We start from the raw sequence: 16,955 nt of genomic DNA, 5'->3' as shown, positions 1-16,955 counted from the left end.
TAGTTATGTGTGTTCCTAAAGACGAGATATACACAAAAAGCGATATCTCAAATCGAAACAAGAAACTTCCAATAATATTGCATAAAACTCAAGAACCCAACTGTATATATATATGGGAAAAGGTTCAAACTCCAAGCCTAAAAAATATAGAAGTTCTAAACTTAAAGGAAAAAATCATGACTAGCTTTACTCAAATCCAAAGAAGAAACGACGTACTCTCTCCTGTACGTGAATGGCTAGAATCTATCGATGTTCACAACGCTAAATTAGCCCATTCTCTATGTAAACTTATTCCTGCACAATGTCCTTTTGAACGTGATGTTGTAGTATTTGGTCGGAAGCTTTTCCACATTCCACCAATGTGTAAACTCAATCCTCTTTATGAAGAAGTTGTCAGTTTACGTTTCAAAGCACTTTGCTATCTAGCAGATGAATGTGGTGAAGATATTACAGCCTATTGCTAAGAATTCATTTTAGGTGTAATGGCAAACTGAATTTTATAGCAATGTAATTAATTTAATTGATATTCTTCACTATTAGCTTTGAAAATATACTTATGCTCATCACCTTCCAATCAAATTCTAGAGGTTTTTGTCGGTAAGAACAATCAAATTAGTTTAGACAAAACCTCCAGAACAAATAAAAACTTTATTTATATTAATATTTAGTAGAATACTTGCAACTTCAAAAAAATTCTATTGTGATCGCTTCATCCGAATTCCTACGCTATATTTATCAATTTTTACTTAATTTATATATTTCATATTAACGTCATACCAATTTAATGTGAAGCCACACTAAATGAATAAACCTCCACTCTTGGCGCTCTACCTTACGGTAGACACGTAGTGGCTAGTGGCTTGGTGCAGGTAGTCGCTTGCGCGTCTAAGGCTTCTTGGCGGTTAATTTTATCTGACTATACTGTTGACTCGCCCGCAATCCCAAAAGTAGACTATGAGTTAATAGTGTCTGGAAATTGATGACTTTTTGAGAACCAAGTATTACACAGTTAGAATATACTTATTTTGCAACTACATGTCTTAGAATGGTAGTTATTTTTCATGTAATTTTTAGCACCATCTAACCGAGATGAAGCCCGTTGCAGATACTACTAATTTTCAAGCATATACACAAGAACAGTCGCCAGTGGTTCTCACTTCTGAGTTACGAAAGGTTTATCGTACTGGCTTTTTTTTAAATCAAAAAATTATCTCACTCAAAAGCTGTTCTTTAACTGTTTATAAAGGAGAAACCTTTGGGTTACTGGGACAAAATGGGGCTGGTAAAACCACGTTATTAAAATTATTACTAAGTATTATTCGTCCGACTTCTGGACGGGGATTGCTTTTAGGTAAACCATTAGGCGATCGCACTGTCAAAGAACGCATCGGTTACTTACCAGAAAATCCCTATTTTTACGATTATCTTACTGGTTGGGAATTTATACAACTAGTAGCTGGGTTATTTCAAATTCCTGCAAAAGTACAACGTCAACGCATCCCTCAATTGCTAGAATTGGTGGGTTTATCCCAAGCTGATGCTCGCAACAAGCAAATGCGTCGCTACTCTAAAGGTATGCTTCAGCGAGTGGGTATGGCACAAGCACTAATTAATGATCCAGAAGTGGTGTTTCTAGATGAACCAATGTCTGGATTAGATCCGGTAGGACGCTTGCAAATGCGAGAGGCTATATTATCACTCAAAGCCGCAGGCAAAACAATTTTTTTCAATAGTCATATTTTAAGTGAAGTAGAACAAATTTGCGATCGCATTGCCATTCTTGCTCAAGGTGAATTAATTTGTTCTGGTTCTCTCAATGAACTGTTGGGAACATACAATACATATCATGTCAAAGGTCAAGGTGGCGATTGGGAAATTCTGCAAAAATGGATTCCTAATCTCGAATTTGTATCTCATGGTTATTGGCAAGGTGAATTGCAAGGTGACCCCTATGATTTTTTTGCAAGTCTAAATCTCATGGGTGGGCAAATAATTAGTATGAATTTGTCTCGTCTATCTTTAGAAGAGTTTTTCATGCAACAAATTCAAAAATATAGGAATCCGGTTTGATTTATTAACTTACTCATGAAGGTCGGGAACAGCGAACGCTTAACACCAATTCACATTAATCACGATACATATAAATTTTGTACCAGACGCGATATATCGCGTCTCTACAGGGTCTGTATTTGTATCAGGTTTTTGTGAAATGGTATAACACCAGAGCAAAAAATATACTGATACTATTTCTTTATGAGGCTGCGCCAAATTTTATTAACTTCTTCTTTCTTTGTGTTCTACTCTACCTTGAAGCCGATGAGAGCGTCTATGTGGTTTATTCCTTATATAATGAGGCGCATCTTCATACAGAATTGGTATGAGTTTTTTTCCAAAAATTAAAATAGGAGTTCTATATAAAATAGAGATTAACAATCAAGGGTGATTTGATTTTTAATTTTCGATTGCTTCTAATTATAAAACTGGGGGCTTGTGCCATTCAATAATTATCGTTAAAATATCACAAATCATTCAATCGATCATGACATTATGGAAAAATCCAACTAACTGTTAACTAAATTGATTGTAATTATTGCCACAATCTTTTTCTTGACAATAAAGTATATCAAAAAGCTAATACCAATTAGCTTCATTAAAAATTCAAAATCTACATACGATCTCTTTTCTGAAGAATAGGGTTTTTTCTGAAAATAATATTATTGGGGAACCCGAATATTTAAGTATAGTCAACGATAAACTGATAAGACAGTGCTTTACTCATGGTATTTCAGGTAAATATGCTTAACACAAGTTTGTGGAAAATTCTTAGTCAGCCAGTAGCAGGGTTGCTGTTTTTCACCCTAGCGTTGACCAATTTGTTACCTGCGGTCATGGCTCAGACACAGATACCAAATGTGAAAGAGTGCCTAGACCAAGAATTGGCTGACAGTAGAAATACACAAGCTGCGTACTCAGGGTATACATTAGGAGGAGGCGATCGCATCCGTGTCAATGTCTTTGAAGTAGAGGAGTACACTGGTGAGTACACCATTCCTCCTGGTGGAGCAATCAATTTAGCTTTAATTGGCACTGTACCTGTTCAGGGTTTATCAACAGAGCAGGCTGCTAACGTTATTGAATGTGCTTATAAAACTTATTTGAAGCGTCCGATCATTTCAGTGAATTTGTTATCGCCTCGTCCTATTAATGTGACTGTAGCCGGAGAAGTGTCACGACCAGGGGCTTACAGTCTCAGTTTAGCAGGAGGTGCAGGTCAAGATCCTGGGGTACAATACCCAACTGTAATGTCAGCACTGACAACAGCTCAAGGCGTAACTCAAGCCGCAGACGTCACCAAAGTACAACTAAGACGGAAGTTAGGATACGGTCCAGAACAAGTTATTACCCTTGATTTACAGAAATACATCCAAACAGGTACTTTACCTCAAGACGTGACTCTACGGGATGGCGACACTGTTTTTGTGCCAACAGCAAGTTCCTTAAATTTGGCAGATGCGCGTAACTTAGCAGCTGCTAGCTTTGCAGCTGATATTACCAGACCCCGCTCAGTAGCGGTAACTGGTGAAGTCAACCGCCCAGGAACCTATCTTGTCACTCAAGGACAAGCTGAGGGTGCAGGTGCTGGAACAACAACTGGAACTGGTGCGCCAGCTATTTCTGGTCAACCAACTGTATCACGAGCAATTCAACTTGCTGGTGGGATCACAACCCAAGCTAATATTCGCGATATCATTATTCGCCGACCAACAAGAACTGGCTCAGAACAACAAATTAAGGTAAATTTCTGGCAATTACTGCAAGGCGGTGACATCAATCAAGACATCGTTGTCCAAGATGGTGATACAATCGTTATCCCCACTGCCACCGAAGTCAACCCAGCAGAAGCTACCCAACTAGCCAACACTACTCTGTCTCCAGCGCGTATGCAGGTCGGTATAGTAGGGGAAGTCAAAAATCCAGGAAGAGTTGAAGTTCTGCCTAATAGCTCATTGAATCAAGCTATACTCGCAGCAGGTGGGTTTAATGATGCTAGAGCCAGAAGTTCCGTCGTGGATTTGATTCGTCTCAATCCTGATGGTTCTGTCACTAAGCGTAGAGTTAAAATGGATTTCTCCGCAGGAATTAACGAGAAAACCAACCCCATACTTCGCAACAACGACGTTGTAATTGTTAAGCGTTCTAATCCAGCTATAGCTGGTGATACTATCGGTGCGATCTTCAATCCCATAGGTACTGTCTTCGGTATTATCAGATCCATCTTCGATGGTTTTTAACAGTTAACAGTTACCAGTTAACAGTTATCAGTTTTATTACTGAGTCTAAGCCCTACATCAATTCCTAGAAAGTTGTAGTGACAAGTCCAAATTCTCTACCATATACCTGGTAACTGATAACTGATAACTATAACTAGTGGTTAATATGCAATTTCAGCTTGGCAGACAGCGACGTCATAAATCCTGGAAACATTCATTACTTTGTACCCTAACTCTGGCTTTGAGTTGGGGTACAGCAATTCCTGCAACTTTTGCAGCAGAAACAGTTACTATTCGCTTAGGGCCATTTCAACAGTCAGTAGCGATCGCGGATTTAGAAAAATTTGCCAAAACTGGAAATCTACCAGACAATTTGCAAATATTTTCATCAATACTCACACCCCAAATTAGAGAATTACTGACAAAACGTTTAGAAATAAATCCAGCTGTTGCTGACAAATTCGTTGAAGAATTAAAGCAAAACCCAGCAGGTAAACAATTTATTTCATCTCTGTCAGCAATTATACCAGGTAGTAGTGCTGAAAGTCTCCAAGCAACCCTCAATTTAGCACTGCGGCAAGTCAATGGTTTGAGTGCATTAGGATTTTTACGGGCATACCCAGAACAAAATGTAACAGTAGATGCCTCGGAAGCAGTTTCTGTGGCGTTGGAATTAAACCCGAACTACTGGCAAAGTCAACTTTTTGGGTCAGTATTATCACGGCAAGAAGCTGCTAAAAATAGCATATTATTACCAACTAAGTTTAATCCTGCAACTCCTGGGAAACAAACAGTCCAGCAACAGACATTTACTCTCCAAGACCGACAAAGAAATCGTATTATACCCGTAGATATTTATTGGAGTGATGACAATGCCCAAAATCCAATGGTTGTAATTTCTCACGGATTTGGAGCAAATCGTCAATTTTTGAAGTACTTAGCTCATCATCTTGCTTCCTACGGGATTACTGTCGCTGCAATTGAACATCCAGGTAGCAACGTCACTGCTATTAGTAGAGCCTCAAATCAAGCTAACCTCAACAGATTATTACCTGCAACTGAATTTATTGACCGACCCAAGGATATCAGCTTTGCACTCAACGAACTAGCAAAACTAAATAACCAACCAGGACAGCTACAAGGAGAATTCAATACAAATCAAGTGACTGTGATTGGTCATTCTTTGGGTGGTTATACTGCTTTAGCTTTACTAGGAGCAGAAGTTGACTTGCAACAATTGCGGCAATTCTGTAAAAATTCTTTAGGTATTGGTCAAGCTGCTGGTGATTGGTTACAGTGTGCAGCAGCTTCTTTACCAGAACGAAAACTTCAACTCAAAGATGAAAGAGTTAAAAGTGCGATCGCTCTTAACCCTCTAATTGGTGATCTGTTTGATCGAAACGGGTTATCTAGAGTCAAAAAACCAGTTCTAATATTAACTGGAACTGAAGATCCTCTCACTCCCGCTCTCAAGCATCAAATTACACCTTTTAGCAACTTAGGAGGCGAAAAATATTTACTCAGTGCTGTTGGTGGTACGCACTTGAGTATTAGCGATCCTAACTACCAGTCCAGTGATACTACTACTATTGTCAAAGAACTACGGGGTGAACAAACTAAAGCCTTACGTCAGTTGCTACAAGGTGTAAGTTTGGCATTTATCAAACAACAGACATCAGAAGCCAAAACTTATCAACCGTTTCTGACACCAGCTTATGCTCAATCTTTTTCTACATCCTCTCTACCCTTGAGTCTTGTTTCAGAATTACCAGAAAATCTCAAACCTTGGGTAAAAGGGGATTCTCCAGAGGAGACGCTACGCGTAGACGCGTCAGCGGCTTCTCATAGAGTACGGGGATCGGAGAAAGGGGAAAGGAGAAAGGGAGCAACAGACGCAAACCTTCAAACAAAGTAGACTGAATAAATCAGCCCTTTAAGCCACTTGAAGGGGGTTTTAGCTATGAGCCAGCTATTTATTTGAGGCGAGATGTTGTTGCTCATCAAATCTACCGAACCCACGTTAAATTTAATCACAAATTAGCGCTTGCAACTATGGCTGTGAAAGTGCTTTAATAGCCTTGCCTACTCCTAGAGGTATTGTCTGAACGCGCTAGTTGTGATAAGAACTTATCGAAAGCCTTCGCTCTCTAGTGCTTGGCTTTAATGACTATATTCAAACTATAAACACAAAAAATTAGGACAGACTAAAATTAAGTCCTTAAAGTAAAAAGTAAATTCCCTCAAAGCTGAATCAGGAGCATGTATGGAACCAATTATTGCTATAGTTTTAGTCCTTATAGGCTATGCTTTAGGCTCTGCCAAACTAATTAATGAAGGAAATGAAGCTTTGGTGGAGCGTTTGGGCAAGTATCATCGCAAACTCGACCCAGGACTAAACTTTATTATTCCTTTGCTAGATCAAATAGTAATGGAAGATACGAAAAGAGAACAAATTTTAGACATCAAACCTCAAAACATTATCACTAAAGATAATATCTACGTCGAAATTGATGCAGTGGTGTTCTGGCATATTCAAGATATCAAAAGAAGTTATTACGAGATAGAAGACTTGCAAAGCGCCTTGACACAATTGTCTACAACCACTATCAGAGAAATCCTGGCTCAACACACCTTGGAAGAAACGAATGTCTCCCGTAGTGATATGGATAAAGCCATACTAGATGCTTTAAATGCAATCACACCAAAGTGGGGAGTAGAAGTTATTCGTGTAGATATTCAAAGTATTACCTTACCCGAAAGTGTACGAAAGTCGATGGAAGAGCAGCGAGCTGCTGAAATTAAAAGTCGTGCTGCTATTTTAGAAGCAGAAGGAGAACGACAAGCCGCAGTTAAAAAAGCAGAAGGAACTAAGAGATCGATGGAAATCATTTCGGAAGCGTTACGTACTAGCTCCGAAAGCAAGGATATTCTGCGGTATCTTGTAGCACAGGATTATATTAATGCCAGCTACAAACTAGGTGAAAGTGAAAATGCTAAAGTCGTGTTTGTAGACCCTGGAAAATCGGCTGATATGATGGATCTGATCTCAGAGACAATATCTCAAGAAGGTAATAACAAGAAATCAGAGAATGGTTCTTTGTAACAAGGTCATTTGTCATTTGTCATTTGTCAATCCAAAATCCAAAATCCATAGACGCGCCTTCTTCGGCTTCTCAAAGAGTAATCTAAAATCTAAAATCGGATGACTGTCGAAAAATTGCATCTGTAACTAAGCAAACATCATGCATTTGTTTGACATCGTGAACCCGCAGGATATCGGCTCCTGTAAAGATTGCAGCACAACACGCCGCAGCCGTTCCCCAGATACGGGCTTTTGGGTCTGGTTGGTCTAAAATGCGACCAATAAAACTTTTACGCGATGGCCCTACCAAAATAGGGCAATTGAGCTTCTTTAGTTCTGGCAAGCGGCGAAAAATTTCTAAATTTTGCTCGTAGTTCTTGGCAAAACCAATGCCAGGATCAATAATAATTTGTGCTTGATTAATACCTGCGGCTATTGCTGCTGCAATTCGTTCTGATAAGAAATGACAAATTTCACCCATCAAATCTTGATAATCAGTCATTTTTTGCATATCTTGCGGGTTTCCACGGATATGCATTAAAATAATAGGCACACCCAATTTTGCTACAGAAGGTAACATTTGTGGGTCAAACATGCCTCCAGAAATGTCATTAACTATATCTGCACCGGCTTTGACCGCAGCGATCGCCACTTCAGAGCGTGTCGTATCTACAGAAATTGGTACGGAAATTTCTGGACGTAATACCTGCAATACAGGTAAAACACGGTCAAGTTCCTCAGTTGTTGAAATTTGCTCTGCTCCTGGTCGGGTTGATTGACCACCAATATCAATAATATCAGCTCCAGCGGCTTGGAGTGCCTGCGCCTGTGCCAAAGCAGTAGCGATCGCATTAAATTCCCCACCATCACTAAAACTGTCAGGGGTGACATTTAACACACCCATCAAATAAGTTCGCTGTCCCCATTCAAAGGCGCGATCGCGAATAATTAAGTTGCTTATCATCTCCACAGGGTAGGTGGGCATTGCCCACCAAATTATTTGTAATTCACTTATAATTCACAATCCGGGAAAAACTTGCAGGTTCTAAACTTGCTCCTCCCACTAACACGCCATCAATTTCTGGCTGGGTCATAATTTCATCAATATTATTCGGTTTGACTGAACCGCCATACTGAATTGGGACATCAGGATTTTTTAATTGCTTGCGAATGACGCCGATAACGCGATTGGCTTCATTGGTTTCACAGGTATCACCAGTACCAATTGCCCAAATCGGTTCGTAAGCAATGACTAAATTTGTCTGATCAACATTCACTAGACCTTTTTCTAGCTGGCTAATAATTAGCGATTCTGTTTCTCCCGCATCTCGTTGTTGCTTTGTTTCGCCTACACACAAAATTGGGGTCAAACCATTCTTTTGAGCAGCTTTGAGGCGTAAATTGACGGTGTCATCCGTTTCCCCAAAATACTGCCGTCGTTCACTATGACCGACAATTACATAGCGTATTCCTACTTCTTGTAACATCGGCCCGGAAATTTCACCCGTATAGGCACCACTTTCTTCCCAATGGACATTTTGCGCCCCCAGTTGTACACGGCTACCATGCAAACTCTTAGATAAAATATTTAAATCAGTGAAGGGGACGCACAACACCACTTCTCTGCCTTGGGGAGTCTCTTCTAAAGCAGGCAGAAATTCTTGTAAAAACTCTTGGGACTCTGCCTGAGTTTTGTACATTTTCCAGTTTCCGGCAATTACTATTTTCCGCACAGGTGATTTCGTCAAGCTCAAAACTATACACAATGCAATCTTCACTCTAGAACATTTTGGGTAACAAAGGCTCTAGTTCATCCCGGAAAAAGTAACTTCACACAAGTGCGTGGGTAGCATTAAGTTAATTGGTTGACAGTCCCCAAAACAGCACAAACGACGATTCCGAGCAGATCTAAAGACATCCTCGTTTCTCCTATACCGTGACTTTTTTGTCCAAAGTCCAATAGTTTATGGTGCGTGGTGAATGTGGTTGGGCGCGATGGGGCGATCGCGCTTTGGGATAACTTGACGCTCTGTTAGTGACGAATTGTCATTAACAAAATGCCCAAATTCTTGGGATTCACATTTTCCCTTCTAATTGTCTGTGAGCCTTTGTTTTTTATCTTTAACAACAGCTTCTGCGACTGGTATTTGAACATGAAGGCGGACTTGATAACTGAGGTCGTGACCAGACGCGAAAAACAGTAGCGCGATTACATCATCAATGCCCAATGACCAGTCGCACGGCAAATAATAAACCCCTCCAACAAGGAAGCTTCATAACAAATAAGGGAAAAGTGATTCATTGAATAAACTTATACAAAAAGTAGCAAACTCTATCTCGTTAGATAGAGAAAAAATTTTTTTTAAGTTATTTACTAAAGAAAGGCAAGAGAATCGAGGGCAGAAACCAGAAGGTTAAGCGTGTCAATCAAGACTTTAGTTTTGAGTCTAAAGCCTAGTTTTCGGTTTAAAGCGATGATTATACCAAGATAGCGCAATAGCAAGGTATAAAAACCTCTTGTTTCAATTCCACTCTTTTAAGGGGTGGGTTACCTTCTGAGGCGATAAGACTTTTAAGCTTAACTCGGTTTTCTGTTCCAATGATTCTCATGCCCTGACAATCTGAGTTTAGTGACATATTAACAATACCTATGGTCGAAAATACAGCCAGATCGAAACAGACCGAGCAGCTGGTGATGACGATCAACGCAGGGACCCACGAAATCGTCAAGGTCGAGAAGGTCGATAAGGACGGAGAGCGTGAAGAACTCTCAGAGGAAGAGTGTGCGAAGCTGGCCGGCGAGGATGAGGTAGAGGAAATTGAGATTGCTCTTGAGACAGCCTTTGAGGCCGGCGTCGCTAGTGCGCTTGATGAGGACGATGAGGACGATGAGGACGACGATGAGGAGAGAGTCCTTCGGGGACTTCTCATAACCGGGTTCTTCACACCCAGACGCGGGGCTGTTGTGAGTCGGTTGCGCCGTCGATTAATACGTCAACTAGTTCTGCGCCGACTGCTTCGCCACCAACTTCTCCACCGACTGTTTGGCAAGGAGAAAACCAAAATCCCTAAATATAGCTAATGGAGGGTGAAATGTTGGAAACTAAATTGAGAGACGAGTTGAGAGATGAGATCGAGGGCGGTGGCGAGAACGGGGATGCACTGCGCTTGTTAATTGGTCGCCGCGCCCTACGTCGCCGCGGACTCCGCCGCTTGCTTGTGACCGAATTGCTTCGCGAGCGGGGTGATGAGGACGAGGATGAAGACGACATTGAGGGCGACGACGACCGACTTGTGCGCCTGTTAATCGGTCGCCGTGCCCTGCGTCGCCGCGGACTCCGCCGCTTGGCTCTAACCAAACTGCTCCGCGACTAGAACACCGATTCAGTAATGGAGAAACGAGAGCAAATCAAGCTCATATAGAGTAACAGGGTGAAGGTAAAAATAGAGCAAAATCTTATCAGGTAATGATTGTAGCTATTAGTAATGGAACATAGAGATTTGATCAACTCTCAAGGAAAAGTGCGCTCATGTTTCAGGTATATTCGATGTTATACAGATGCATGAAAAACCGAGAGTATACGTATGCGTCCAGTCCATTGGCATCCACCGACCGAACTTAATGCTCAAGAGCAAAAAATCGTCAAGCGCATCAAAAGAGCAAAGCTATTTGTGTTTTTGCGGCAATACCGACATCAAATATTTGATGAGCAATTTCAAGAGGAACTGAGTAGGCTGTACGCAGATTCTCGGAAAGGGCATCCACCAGTACCACCAGCACAGTTAGCTTTGACAACAATCTTGCAAGCCTACACAGGAGCCTCGGATGCGGAAGCAATTGAAGCATTGATCATGGACAGGCGTTGGCAGTTGGTAGTAGATTGCATGGATTGCGAACAAGCTCCCTTTTCTCAGGCAACACTGGCGAGATTTCGCACGGCGCTAATTATCCAAGGACTTGACCGAAGACTAATTGAGAGAACTACTTCGTTCAACTCTTGAGACAGCAAGACAAATCGAAACACAGGATGTGGAAGTTGATGCCAATGGTGAGGTGAAACTGCGCTCTGGTGTTGCCAAAGAACGACGTATTTCAGTTGAAGACGAAGAGATGAGACATGGACGTAAAAGCCGTAGCCAGAAAATTGATGGCTATAAACGTCATGTTTTACGAGATTTAGACAACGGAATGATTCGCGCTGTTGGTATTACCAAAGCTAATGTCCCAGAAGCATCAGTAACCGATGCGATTACTCAGGACTTACAAACACAAGATGTTGAACTTACCGAATTGCATATTGACCGAGCTTACTTAAGTAGCACGTTCGTTAAAAATCGTAGTGAGCAACTGAGTATATACTGTAAGGCTTGGGTCGTGCACAACGGTACAAAATTTGGGAAAACTGCATTCGTGTTGGATTGGGACAATGGTACTATTTGTTGTCCCAATCAGGTAACTTTACCTTTTACTTTGGGTGGTAAAGTCCAATTTCCACAATTGCTTTGTGCAACTTGTCCTCTTAGGGAATCTTGCACCACCTCACCACGCGGACGCAGTATTTCGATTCACCCAGAAGAACAATTATTTCGAGAGTTACGAGAACGTCAATTAACCCCTATTGGTCGTGCCAAACTCCGTGAACGTGTTTGTGTTGAGCATTCTTTATCCCATATCGGTCATTGGCAAGGTGAACAGGCTCGTTATGTCGGTTCTCGCAAAAACTTATTTGACCTTCGTCGTGTAGCTGTTGTTCATACTCTTCATGTCCTTGCCAAAATTTTTACCAATACTACTGAGCCTGCCTCTACTTCTATCTGATTACTGAATCGGTGTTCTAGTCGCTGATTTGCTGCCCATTTTGGTGGTCGGCTATTTCATCGGCCTGGTGGGCAACCACCGGGCTGATTTCTGAGGTCGGTTGGCAATAGTGGGGTTCAATGGATTAAGCCGCAATGAAGGAGGCCAACCAAACACTGGCGGCGGAGATCTCTGGTCGGGCAGAACGTGATTCGCGAGCCTCTGCGACTGCCACGGTGAAGCGCCGGGATCTCCTCAGCGCGGATTTCTCATAAACAATAAAAAATCAATTTGCATGACCTGATGTAAGACATGTTTTTGATACATCATCAATTGAAATTGATATAGAATAAAACAACTAAACAATCACTAACCAATAAAGGCACAAGGTTATGTCATTGGACTTTTGTTAGATTCTAACATTTTTGAGCAATATGAAAAGCGGAAATATATGACAACTGAAGACTTCCACCAAATTGGTGGTCTATTCTATTCCGCAATTGTGCAAATAAAGCCTCTTTGGTTTGTGGTTCTAATTCGAGGTATGGTGAATAAGTGTTCAAAAGCGTCAAATACTCATCAGTTGTATAAGTAACTTCAGACTCAACGTTTGCATCCACTAGGTTTTTAAATTGTCCAGAATCTGTAATCATTTCACCCAAATTTTTCAAGATATCTTCTTGAGTTTCTCTATCTTCGTATCGGTCTAGGGATGGAGCGTAAATTTGATAGACTTCGGATAAACGTTGGTAAACTTGATAGCTTGGCTGAAGCTCTTTGTTCCACAATAAAATTAGATAGCCATTTTTTTTGAGAGCATTTGCTGCTTTTGGATATCCAACTTCCGACGGTATCCAATGAAAAGAACTCGCTGCTAAGACAGCATCAAATTTTTCTGGTTCTAAGTTCCATTCTTCAAAGGATATGTTTTGAATCTCTACATTTGGATACTGTTGACAATTGTGTTGAGCTAACTGACAAAAATCTGAGTTTGGTTCTAAACATAATATGGAGCAACCTAATGGAGCAAATGCGATCGTTGCAGTTGCAGGCCCACATCCCACCTCTAGAATTTTTGAAGTCGAGGACAGTTGAGCAATATCTATAACTTGACGAATCAAATCTTGAGGATAATGTGGTCTGGCTTTGTTGTAAGCTTCTGCTGCTGGAGAATACCAATTTTTGCGCTTTTCTAAGTCCTTATTGGCGTAACTGGCGATTATTTCTTTTAAGTTTTTCATAATTTATTTGTGTGAGATTCGGCAATATAAATCGCTAAGTCTTAATATATTGACCAATAATTCCTTGATGGTACAAAAAAGCGGATTTATTTGAGGTCGGGATTGTGGCTCATGAAATCCATCGAACTCACATTAATCCAAAATCCGAAATTGTTTGACAAGAAAGGCTAGCTGTGAAACGAGCATGTCTTTATACCAAAGATATGTTAAAAAAACTACCCCCTCTCCACTTTCCGGGAGAAGGGGGTTAACACGATGAGGTGCTATTCACTACTAATAAGCGTCTTGCAACTCGTAAAAATCAGGTGAAACGTAATCCTTACGTAAAGGCCAACCTACCCAATCTTCCGGCATTAAAATCCGCTTCAAATTCGGGTGTCCTTCGTAAATAATCCCGAACATATCGTAAGATTCACGCTCTTGCCAGTCTGCTGTTTTCCAAATCCAATAAACTGAAGGTACTCTCGGATTTTCTCGTGGCAAGAAAACTTTGATACGTACTTCTTCTGGTTTATCAGCATTATCACCAACTTTAACCAAGTGATAAACGCTGACTAATTCCTGTCCAGGGCCTAAATCAATTCCACCTTGAAATTGGAGATAATTAAACCCGTAAGCATACAAAGCAGTGCAAGTCGGCAGTAAAAAATCTCCCTCTACCTTAATTATCTCTACACCGTTAACATCCGGTTGTAAAGGTTCATTGGCAAAGCCGTTTTCCGTTAACCACTGGGAAGCTTTACCTGCTGAGATTTCTAGAGATTTTTCTTCTGCTGGTACTGGTTTCGATTCTTCAGCCACGGTTTACCTCCTCCTTCTGGGTCAACAAAGCAGGTGGTATGGGCATACCGATCGCTTCGCTCAATTCCTTCGGTGGTGCAACACGAGTATCACTGAGCAAATACTCACCAGTGAGGATTTGTGGCACTGATTTCATGCTGTGAGTCGTACTGTAGTAGCGGTGGGTTTGCTTGATCACATCCCGCTCTTGGATAGAATCATTGGCAATTTTTTTGCGTAATTTAATAATCGCATCAATAATCGCTTCTGGGCGGGGTGGACAACCAGGTAAGTACACATCCACCGGAATCAGTTTATCGACTCCACGTACTGCTGAAGGAGAATCGACGCTGAACATCCCGCCAGTAATTGTACAAGCTCCCATCGCAATCACGTACTTCGGTTCTGGCATTTGTTCATAAAGACGCACCAATTGGGGTGCCATCTTCATCGTGATTGTTCCGGCTGTAATAATCAAATCAGCTTGTCGGGGACTAGAACGGGGAATAAGTCCAAAGCGATCGAAGTCAAAGCGAGAACCAATTAATGCTGCAAATTCAATAAAGCAGCAAGCTGTACCAAACAACAAAGGCCAAAGACTAGAAAGACGCGCCCAGTTGTAAAGGTCATCAACTGTGGTTAAAATGACGTTTTCCGACAGTTCTTGAGTCACTGTCGAACGTCCAATTGGGTTGAGAATGCGATCTTTTTGCTGCTGTTCTAAATCTTTGGCTGTTAAATTACCATCTAAGACCATTCCAAGGCTCCTTTGCGCCATGCATAAACTAGAGCAACTACAAGAATTGCGATGAAGATTAGCGCTTCGATGAATGCCAATAGACCTAAACGGTGGAAAGCAACTGCCCAAGGATATAAAAACACCGTTTCGACGTCAAATACCACGAAGACTAAGGCAAACATGTAATAGCGAATATTGAACTGAATCCAGGCTCCGCCAATGGGTTCCATCCCGGATTCGTAGGTGGTGCGCCGTTCTGAAGTGCGACTGCTGGGTCGCAGCAACTTAGATGCCGCAAGAGCTAAGGCAGGCACTAAGCTACAAATCATCAAGAAGCCTAGAAGGTACTCGTAACCGCTGAGGACAAACACAATGAATATCTACCGTTATGGGTGGAAATAACCTGTTACTTTCTTTTACATTATATAGTTTAGGGATTTCTGAGTTTTGCAAAACAGACTCAGAGTTATTTGATTCGTTTTTGCTTGCTATAGAAAAACCTAACAATTATGTCATAATTTGTAACGTATATTTAAGCTTTGACCCTCACCCATGCCACAGCCATGAGCGAACAAGCTGTTGAAAATTCAGTTTTAGACCGCTACGAGTGTCGCGCCTGCGGTTATGTCTACGAACCCAGCAAAGGGGACGAAAAACATGACATTGCCCCAGACACACCCTTCGCAGAACTGCCGCTAACGTGGCGTTGTCCGGTTTGTAGCGCCAAGAAGAATGCTTTTGCCAATGTCGGTCCTGCGGGTAAGGCTTCTGGCTTTGAAGAAAATCTCGGTTATGGTTTCGGTGTCAACAAATTAACCCCCACTCAGAAGAGTATTCTGATTTTTGGGGCATTAGCTCTCGGTGTCTTATTTTTCCTTAGTCTTTATGGCTTACAGTAGGACGCACTCTTAGGAAGGGATACGGCAGTTGCGACAACCAGGACAACTGTCCAAGGCGCTGCCTTCCCTAACTGAGTAACCATAAACTAAATTAACAAAAAACTAATAAATACAAATGCGATGAAAATTTGGCAAAAACTAATTGCTCTGTTTGCAGTTGTTCTAGTATGTGTCGGTTGTAGTAAGGTTCCCTCTACAAGTTACAATCCTTGGGAAATAATTTCTGTAGGCACAGATGCCAAATTATTAGATCTTGCTTTTACTGGCAATCCTCAGCATGGTTTCTTGGTAGGCACTGATGCTACTCTTTTGGAAACCAAAGATGGGGGTGAAACTTGGCAACCAATTAAACTGCAATTAGACGATGGTAAGTACCGCTTTAACTCTGTCAGTTTTAAAGGTCAAGAAGGATGGATTGTTGGTGAACCTTCTTTGTTGCTGCACAGTACTGATGAGGGTAAATCGTGGTTACGAATTCCTGTGAGTGAAAAGCTACCTGGAAATCCAGTTAGTATTCTTGCTCAAGGAGGAAATTCAGCAGAAATGGCTACCGATGTGGGAGCAATTTACAAAACCACAGACGGCGGTCAAAATTGGAAAGCCCAAGTAGAAGAAGCAGTTGGTGTGGTGCGGAATATGGAACGTTCCCCCGATGGTAAGTATGTTGCTGTTTCTGCCAAAGGAAATTTCTACTCAACTTGGGAACCAGGTCAAAATGCATGGGTTCCTCATAACCGCAATAGCTCCCGACGTGTAGAGAATATGGGTTTTACCCAAAACGGACAGTTGTGGATGCTGGCACGGGGAGGACAGGTACAATTTAGCGAAACTGCTGATGCTGAAAAATGGCAAGAAGCACAAAATCCTGAACTAGCTACCAGTTGGGGTTTGCTTGATATGGCTTATCGCACTCCAGATGAGATTTGGGTTAGTGGTGGTAGCGGTAATTTGTTACACAGTCCTGATGGTGGCAAAACTTGGGAAAAAGATCGTGATGTGGAAGGAATTCCTGCTAATTTATACAAAATAGTTTTCTTTTCACCTGAGCAGGGATTTGTGATTGGCGATCGCGGTTATCTATTAAAGTATCAACCAGATATTGCTGCTACTGCCAAAACTGATGCCGCTTAATGTAACAAAAGTTT

The 16,955-nt window shown here is 41.4% G+C and carries 15 protein-coding genes and 1 pseudogene; 10 read left to right on the top strand and 6 right to left on the bottom strand.

Going from position 1 to position 16,955, the window contains the following annotated elements:
- Window positions 1-176: 176 nt before the first annotated feature.
- From B4U84_RS21870 to B4U84_RS21850, 5 genes are all read left to right on the top strand, one after another.
- Entirely contained in the window at window positions 177-464 is a 288-nt protein-coding gene (locus B4U84_RS21870; RefSeq protein ID WP_026081955.1) for a Mo-dependent nitrogenase C-terminal domain-containing protein, read from the top strand.
- Window positions 465-1,089: 625 nt separating this feature from the next.
- Window positions 1,090-2,070, top strand: coding sequence for an ABC transporter ATP-binding protein (locus B4U84_RS21865; RefSeq protein WP_017311272.1), 981 nt, complete (start codon window positions 1,090-1,092; stop codon window positions 2,068-2,070).
- Window positions 2,071-2,795: 725 nt separating this feature from the next.
- Window positions 2,796-4,292 (top strand): SLBB domain-containing protein, encoded by a 1,497-nt coding sequence (locus B4U84_RS21860; protein ID WP_017311271.1) that lies wholly within the window; start codon window positions 2,796-2,798, stop codon window positions 4,290-4,292.
- Between the two features lie 145 nt (window positions 4,293-4,437).
- Entirely contained in the window at window positions 4,438-6,186 is a 1,749-nt protein-coding gene (locus B4U84_RS21855) for an alpha/beta hydrolase (RefSeq protein ID WP_131120548.1), read from the top strand.
- A gap of 348 nt (window positions 6,187-6,534) precedes the next feature.
- On the top strand, window positions 6,535-7,374 hold the full coding sequence (locus B4U84_RS21850) for an SPFH domain-containing protein (protein WP_017311269.1): 840 nt from the start codon (window positions 6,535-6,537) through the stop codon (window positions 7,372-7,374).
- A gap of 82 nt (window positions 7,375-7,456) precedes the next feature.
- On the opposite strand, the gene folP is transcribed toward B4U84_RS21850, so the two are convergent.
- Together folP and tpiA are read right to left on the bottom strand one after the other, a co-directional pair.
- Window positions 7,457-8,317, bottom strand: coding sequence for a dihydropteroate synthase (gene folP, locus B4U84_RS21845; RefSeq protein WP_131121029.1), 861 nt, complete (start codon window positions 8,315-8,317; stop codon window positions 7,457-7,459).
- Between the two features lie 43 nt (window positions 8,318-8,360).
- Complete coding sequence (gene tpiA, locus B4U84_RS21840) at window positions 8,361-9,053, bottom strand: triose-phosphate isomerase (RefSeq protein ID WP_044449405.1); 693 nt, start codon at window positions 9,051-9,053, stop codon at window positions 8,361-8,363.
- A gap of 950 nt (window positions 9,054-10,003) precedes the next feature.
- Here tpiA and B4U84_RS21835 point away from each other — a divergent pair.
- The 3 genes and pseudogenes from B4U84_RS21835 to B4U84_RS21825 all read left to right on the top strand — a co-directional run bounded on the left by B4U84_RS21835 (window position 10,004) and on the right by B4U84_RS21825 (window position 12,172).
- Window positions 10,004-10,435 (top strand): hypothetical protein, encoded by a 432-nt coding sequence (locus B4U84_RS21835; RefSeq protein ID WP_131120547.1) that lies wholly within the window; start codon window positions 10,004-10,006, stop codon window positions 10,433-10,435.
- An 11-nt stretch (window positions 10,436-10,446) separates the two neighbouring features.
- On the top strand, window positions 10,447-10,728 hold the full coding sequence (locus B4U84_RS21830; protein WP_131120546.1) for a hypothetical protein: 282 nt from the start codon (window positions 10,447-10,449) through the stop codon (window positions 10,726-10,728).
- Between the two features lie 210 nt (window positions 10,729-10,938).
- A pseudogene (locus tag B4U84_RS21825) lies at window positions 10,939-12,172 on the top strand (transposase).
- 395 nt (window positions 12,173-12,567) lie between these two features.
- On the opposite strand, the gene B4U84_RS21820 reads toward B4U84_RS21825, so the two are convergent.
- The 4 genes from B4U84_RS21820 to ndhC form a co-directional block, all read right to left on the bottom strand.
- A complete protein-coding gene (locus tag B4U84_RS21820; protein WP_044449401.1) occupies window positions 12,568-13,392 on the bottom strand; it encodes a class I SAM-dependent methyltransferase in 825 nt (274 codons plus the stop codon).
- Between the two features lie 273 nt (window positions 13,393-13,665).
- Entirely contained in the window at window positions 13,666-14,193 is a 528-nt protein-coding gene (locus B4U84_RS21815) for an NAD(P)H-quinone oxidoreductase subunit J (protein WP_017311265.1), read from the bottom strand.
- Window positions 14,186-14,929, bottom strand: coding sequence for a photosynthetic/respiratory NAD(P)H-quinone oxidoreductase subunit K (ndhK, locus tag B4U84_RS21810; RefSeq protein WP_131120545.1), 744 nt, complete (start codon window positions 14,927-14,929; stop codon window positions 14,186-14,188). The genes B4U84_RS21815 and ndhK overlap by 8 nt, the downstream gene beginning before the upstream one ends.
- Window positions 14,920-15,282, bottom strand: coding sequence for a photosynthetic/respiratory NAD(P)H-quinone oxidoreductase subunit C (gene ndhC / locus B4U84_RS21805; RefSeq protein ID WP_026081953.1), 363 nt, complete (start codon window positions 15,280-15,282; stop codon window positions 14,920-14,922). The genes ndhK and ndhC overlap by 10 nt, the downstream gene beginning before the upstream one ends.
- 192 nt (window positions 15,283-15,474) lie before the next feature.
- On the opposite strand from ndhC, the gene B4U84_RS21800 reads away from it, so the two are divergent.
- Both B4U84_RS21800 and B4U84_RS21795 read left to right on the top strand, forming a co-directional pair.
- A complete protein-coding gene (locus B4U84_RS21800; RefSeq protein WP_017311262.1) occupies window positions 15,475-15,810 on the top strand; it encodes a rubredoxin in 336 nt (111 codons plus the stop codon).
- Between the two features lie 120 nt (window positions 15,811-15,930).
- Window positions 15,931-16,941, top strand: a complete 1,011-nt coding sequence (locus B4U84_RS21795; RefSeq protein ID WP_044449397.1) for a photosynthesis system II assembly factor Ycf48 — start codon at window positions 15,931-15,933, stop codon at window positions 16,939-16,941.
- Window positions 16,942-16,955: the final 14 nt, after the last annotated feature.

This window comes from Westiellopsis prolifica IICB1 (genome assembly GCF_004323185.1).
Classification (GTDB): domain Bacteria; phylum Cyanobacteriota; class Cyanobacteriia; order Cyanobacteriales; family Nostocaceae; genus Pelatocladus; species Pelatocladus prolificus_A.
This window is presented reverse-complemented; position numbering and strand designations above follow the sequence as displayed.

What these genes read in the sequence shown, in the direction of transcription:
- ndhK (WP_131120545.1), bottom strand. Translation starts at nt 14,929, where the DNA reads ATGGTCTTAGATGGTAATTTAACAGCCAAAGATTTAGAACAGCAGCAA.
- B4U84_RS21835 (WP_131120547.1), top strand. Translation starts at nt 10,004, where the DNA reads ATGGTCGAAAATACAGCCAGATCGAAACAGACCGAGCAGCTGGTGATG.
- tpiA (WP_044449405.1), bottom strand. Translation starts at nt 9,053, where the DNA reads ATGTACAAAACTCAGGCAGAGTCCCAAGAGTTTTTACAAGAATTTCTG.
- B4U84_RS21795 (WP_044449397.1), top strand. Translation starts at nt 15,931, where the DNA reads ATGAAAATTTGGCAAAAACTAATTGCTCTGTTTGCAGTTGTTCTAGTA.
- B4U84_RS21820 (WP_044449401.1), bottom strand. Translation starts at nt 13,392, where the DNA reads ATGAAAAACTTAAAAGAAATAATCGCCAGTTACGCCAATAAGGACTTA.
- B4U84_RS21850 (WP_017311269.1), top strand. Translation starts at nt 6,535, where the DNA reads ATGGAACCAATTATTGCTATAGTTTTAGTCCTTATAGGCTATGCTTTA.
- B4U84_RS21870 (WP_026081955.1), top strand. Translation starts at nt 177, where the DNA reads ATGACTAGCTTTACTCAAATCCAAAGAAGAAACGACGTACTCTCTCCT.
- B4U84_RS21855 (WP_131120548.1), top strand. Translation starts at nt 4,438, where the DNA reads ATGCAATTTCAGCTTGGCAGACAGCGACGTCATAAATCCTGGAAACAT.
- B4U84_RS21800 (WP_017311262.1), top strand. Translation starts at nt 15,475, where the DNA reads ATGAGCGAACAAGCTGTTGAAAATTCAGTTTTAGACCGCTACGAGTGT.
- B4U84_RS21865 (WP_017311272.1), top strand. Translation starts at nt 1,090, where the DNA reads ATGAAGCCCGTTGCAGATACTACTAATTTTCAAGCATATACACAAGAA.
- B4U84_RS21830 (WP_131120546.1), top strand. Translation starts at nt 10,447, where the DNA reads ATGTTGGAAACTAAATTGAGAGACGAGTTGAGAGATGAGATCGAGGGC.
- B4U84_RS21860 (WP_017311271.1), top strand. Translation starts at nt 2,796, where the DNA reads ATGCTTAACACAAGTTTGTGGAAAATTCTTAGTCAGCCAGTAGCAGGG.
- folP (WP_131121029.1), bottom strand. Translation starts at nt 8,317, where the DNA reads ATGATAAGCAACTTAATTATTCGCGATCGCGCCTTTGAATGGGGACAG.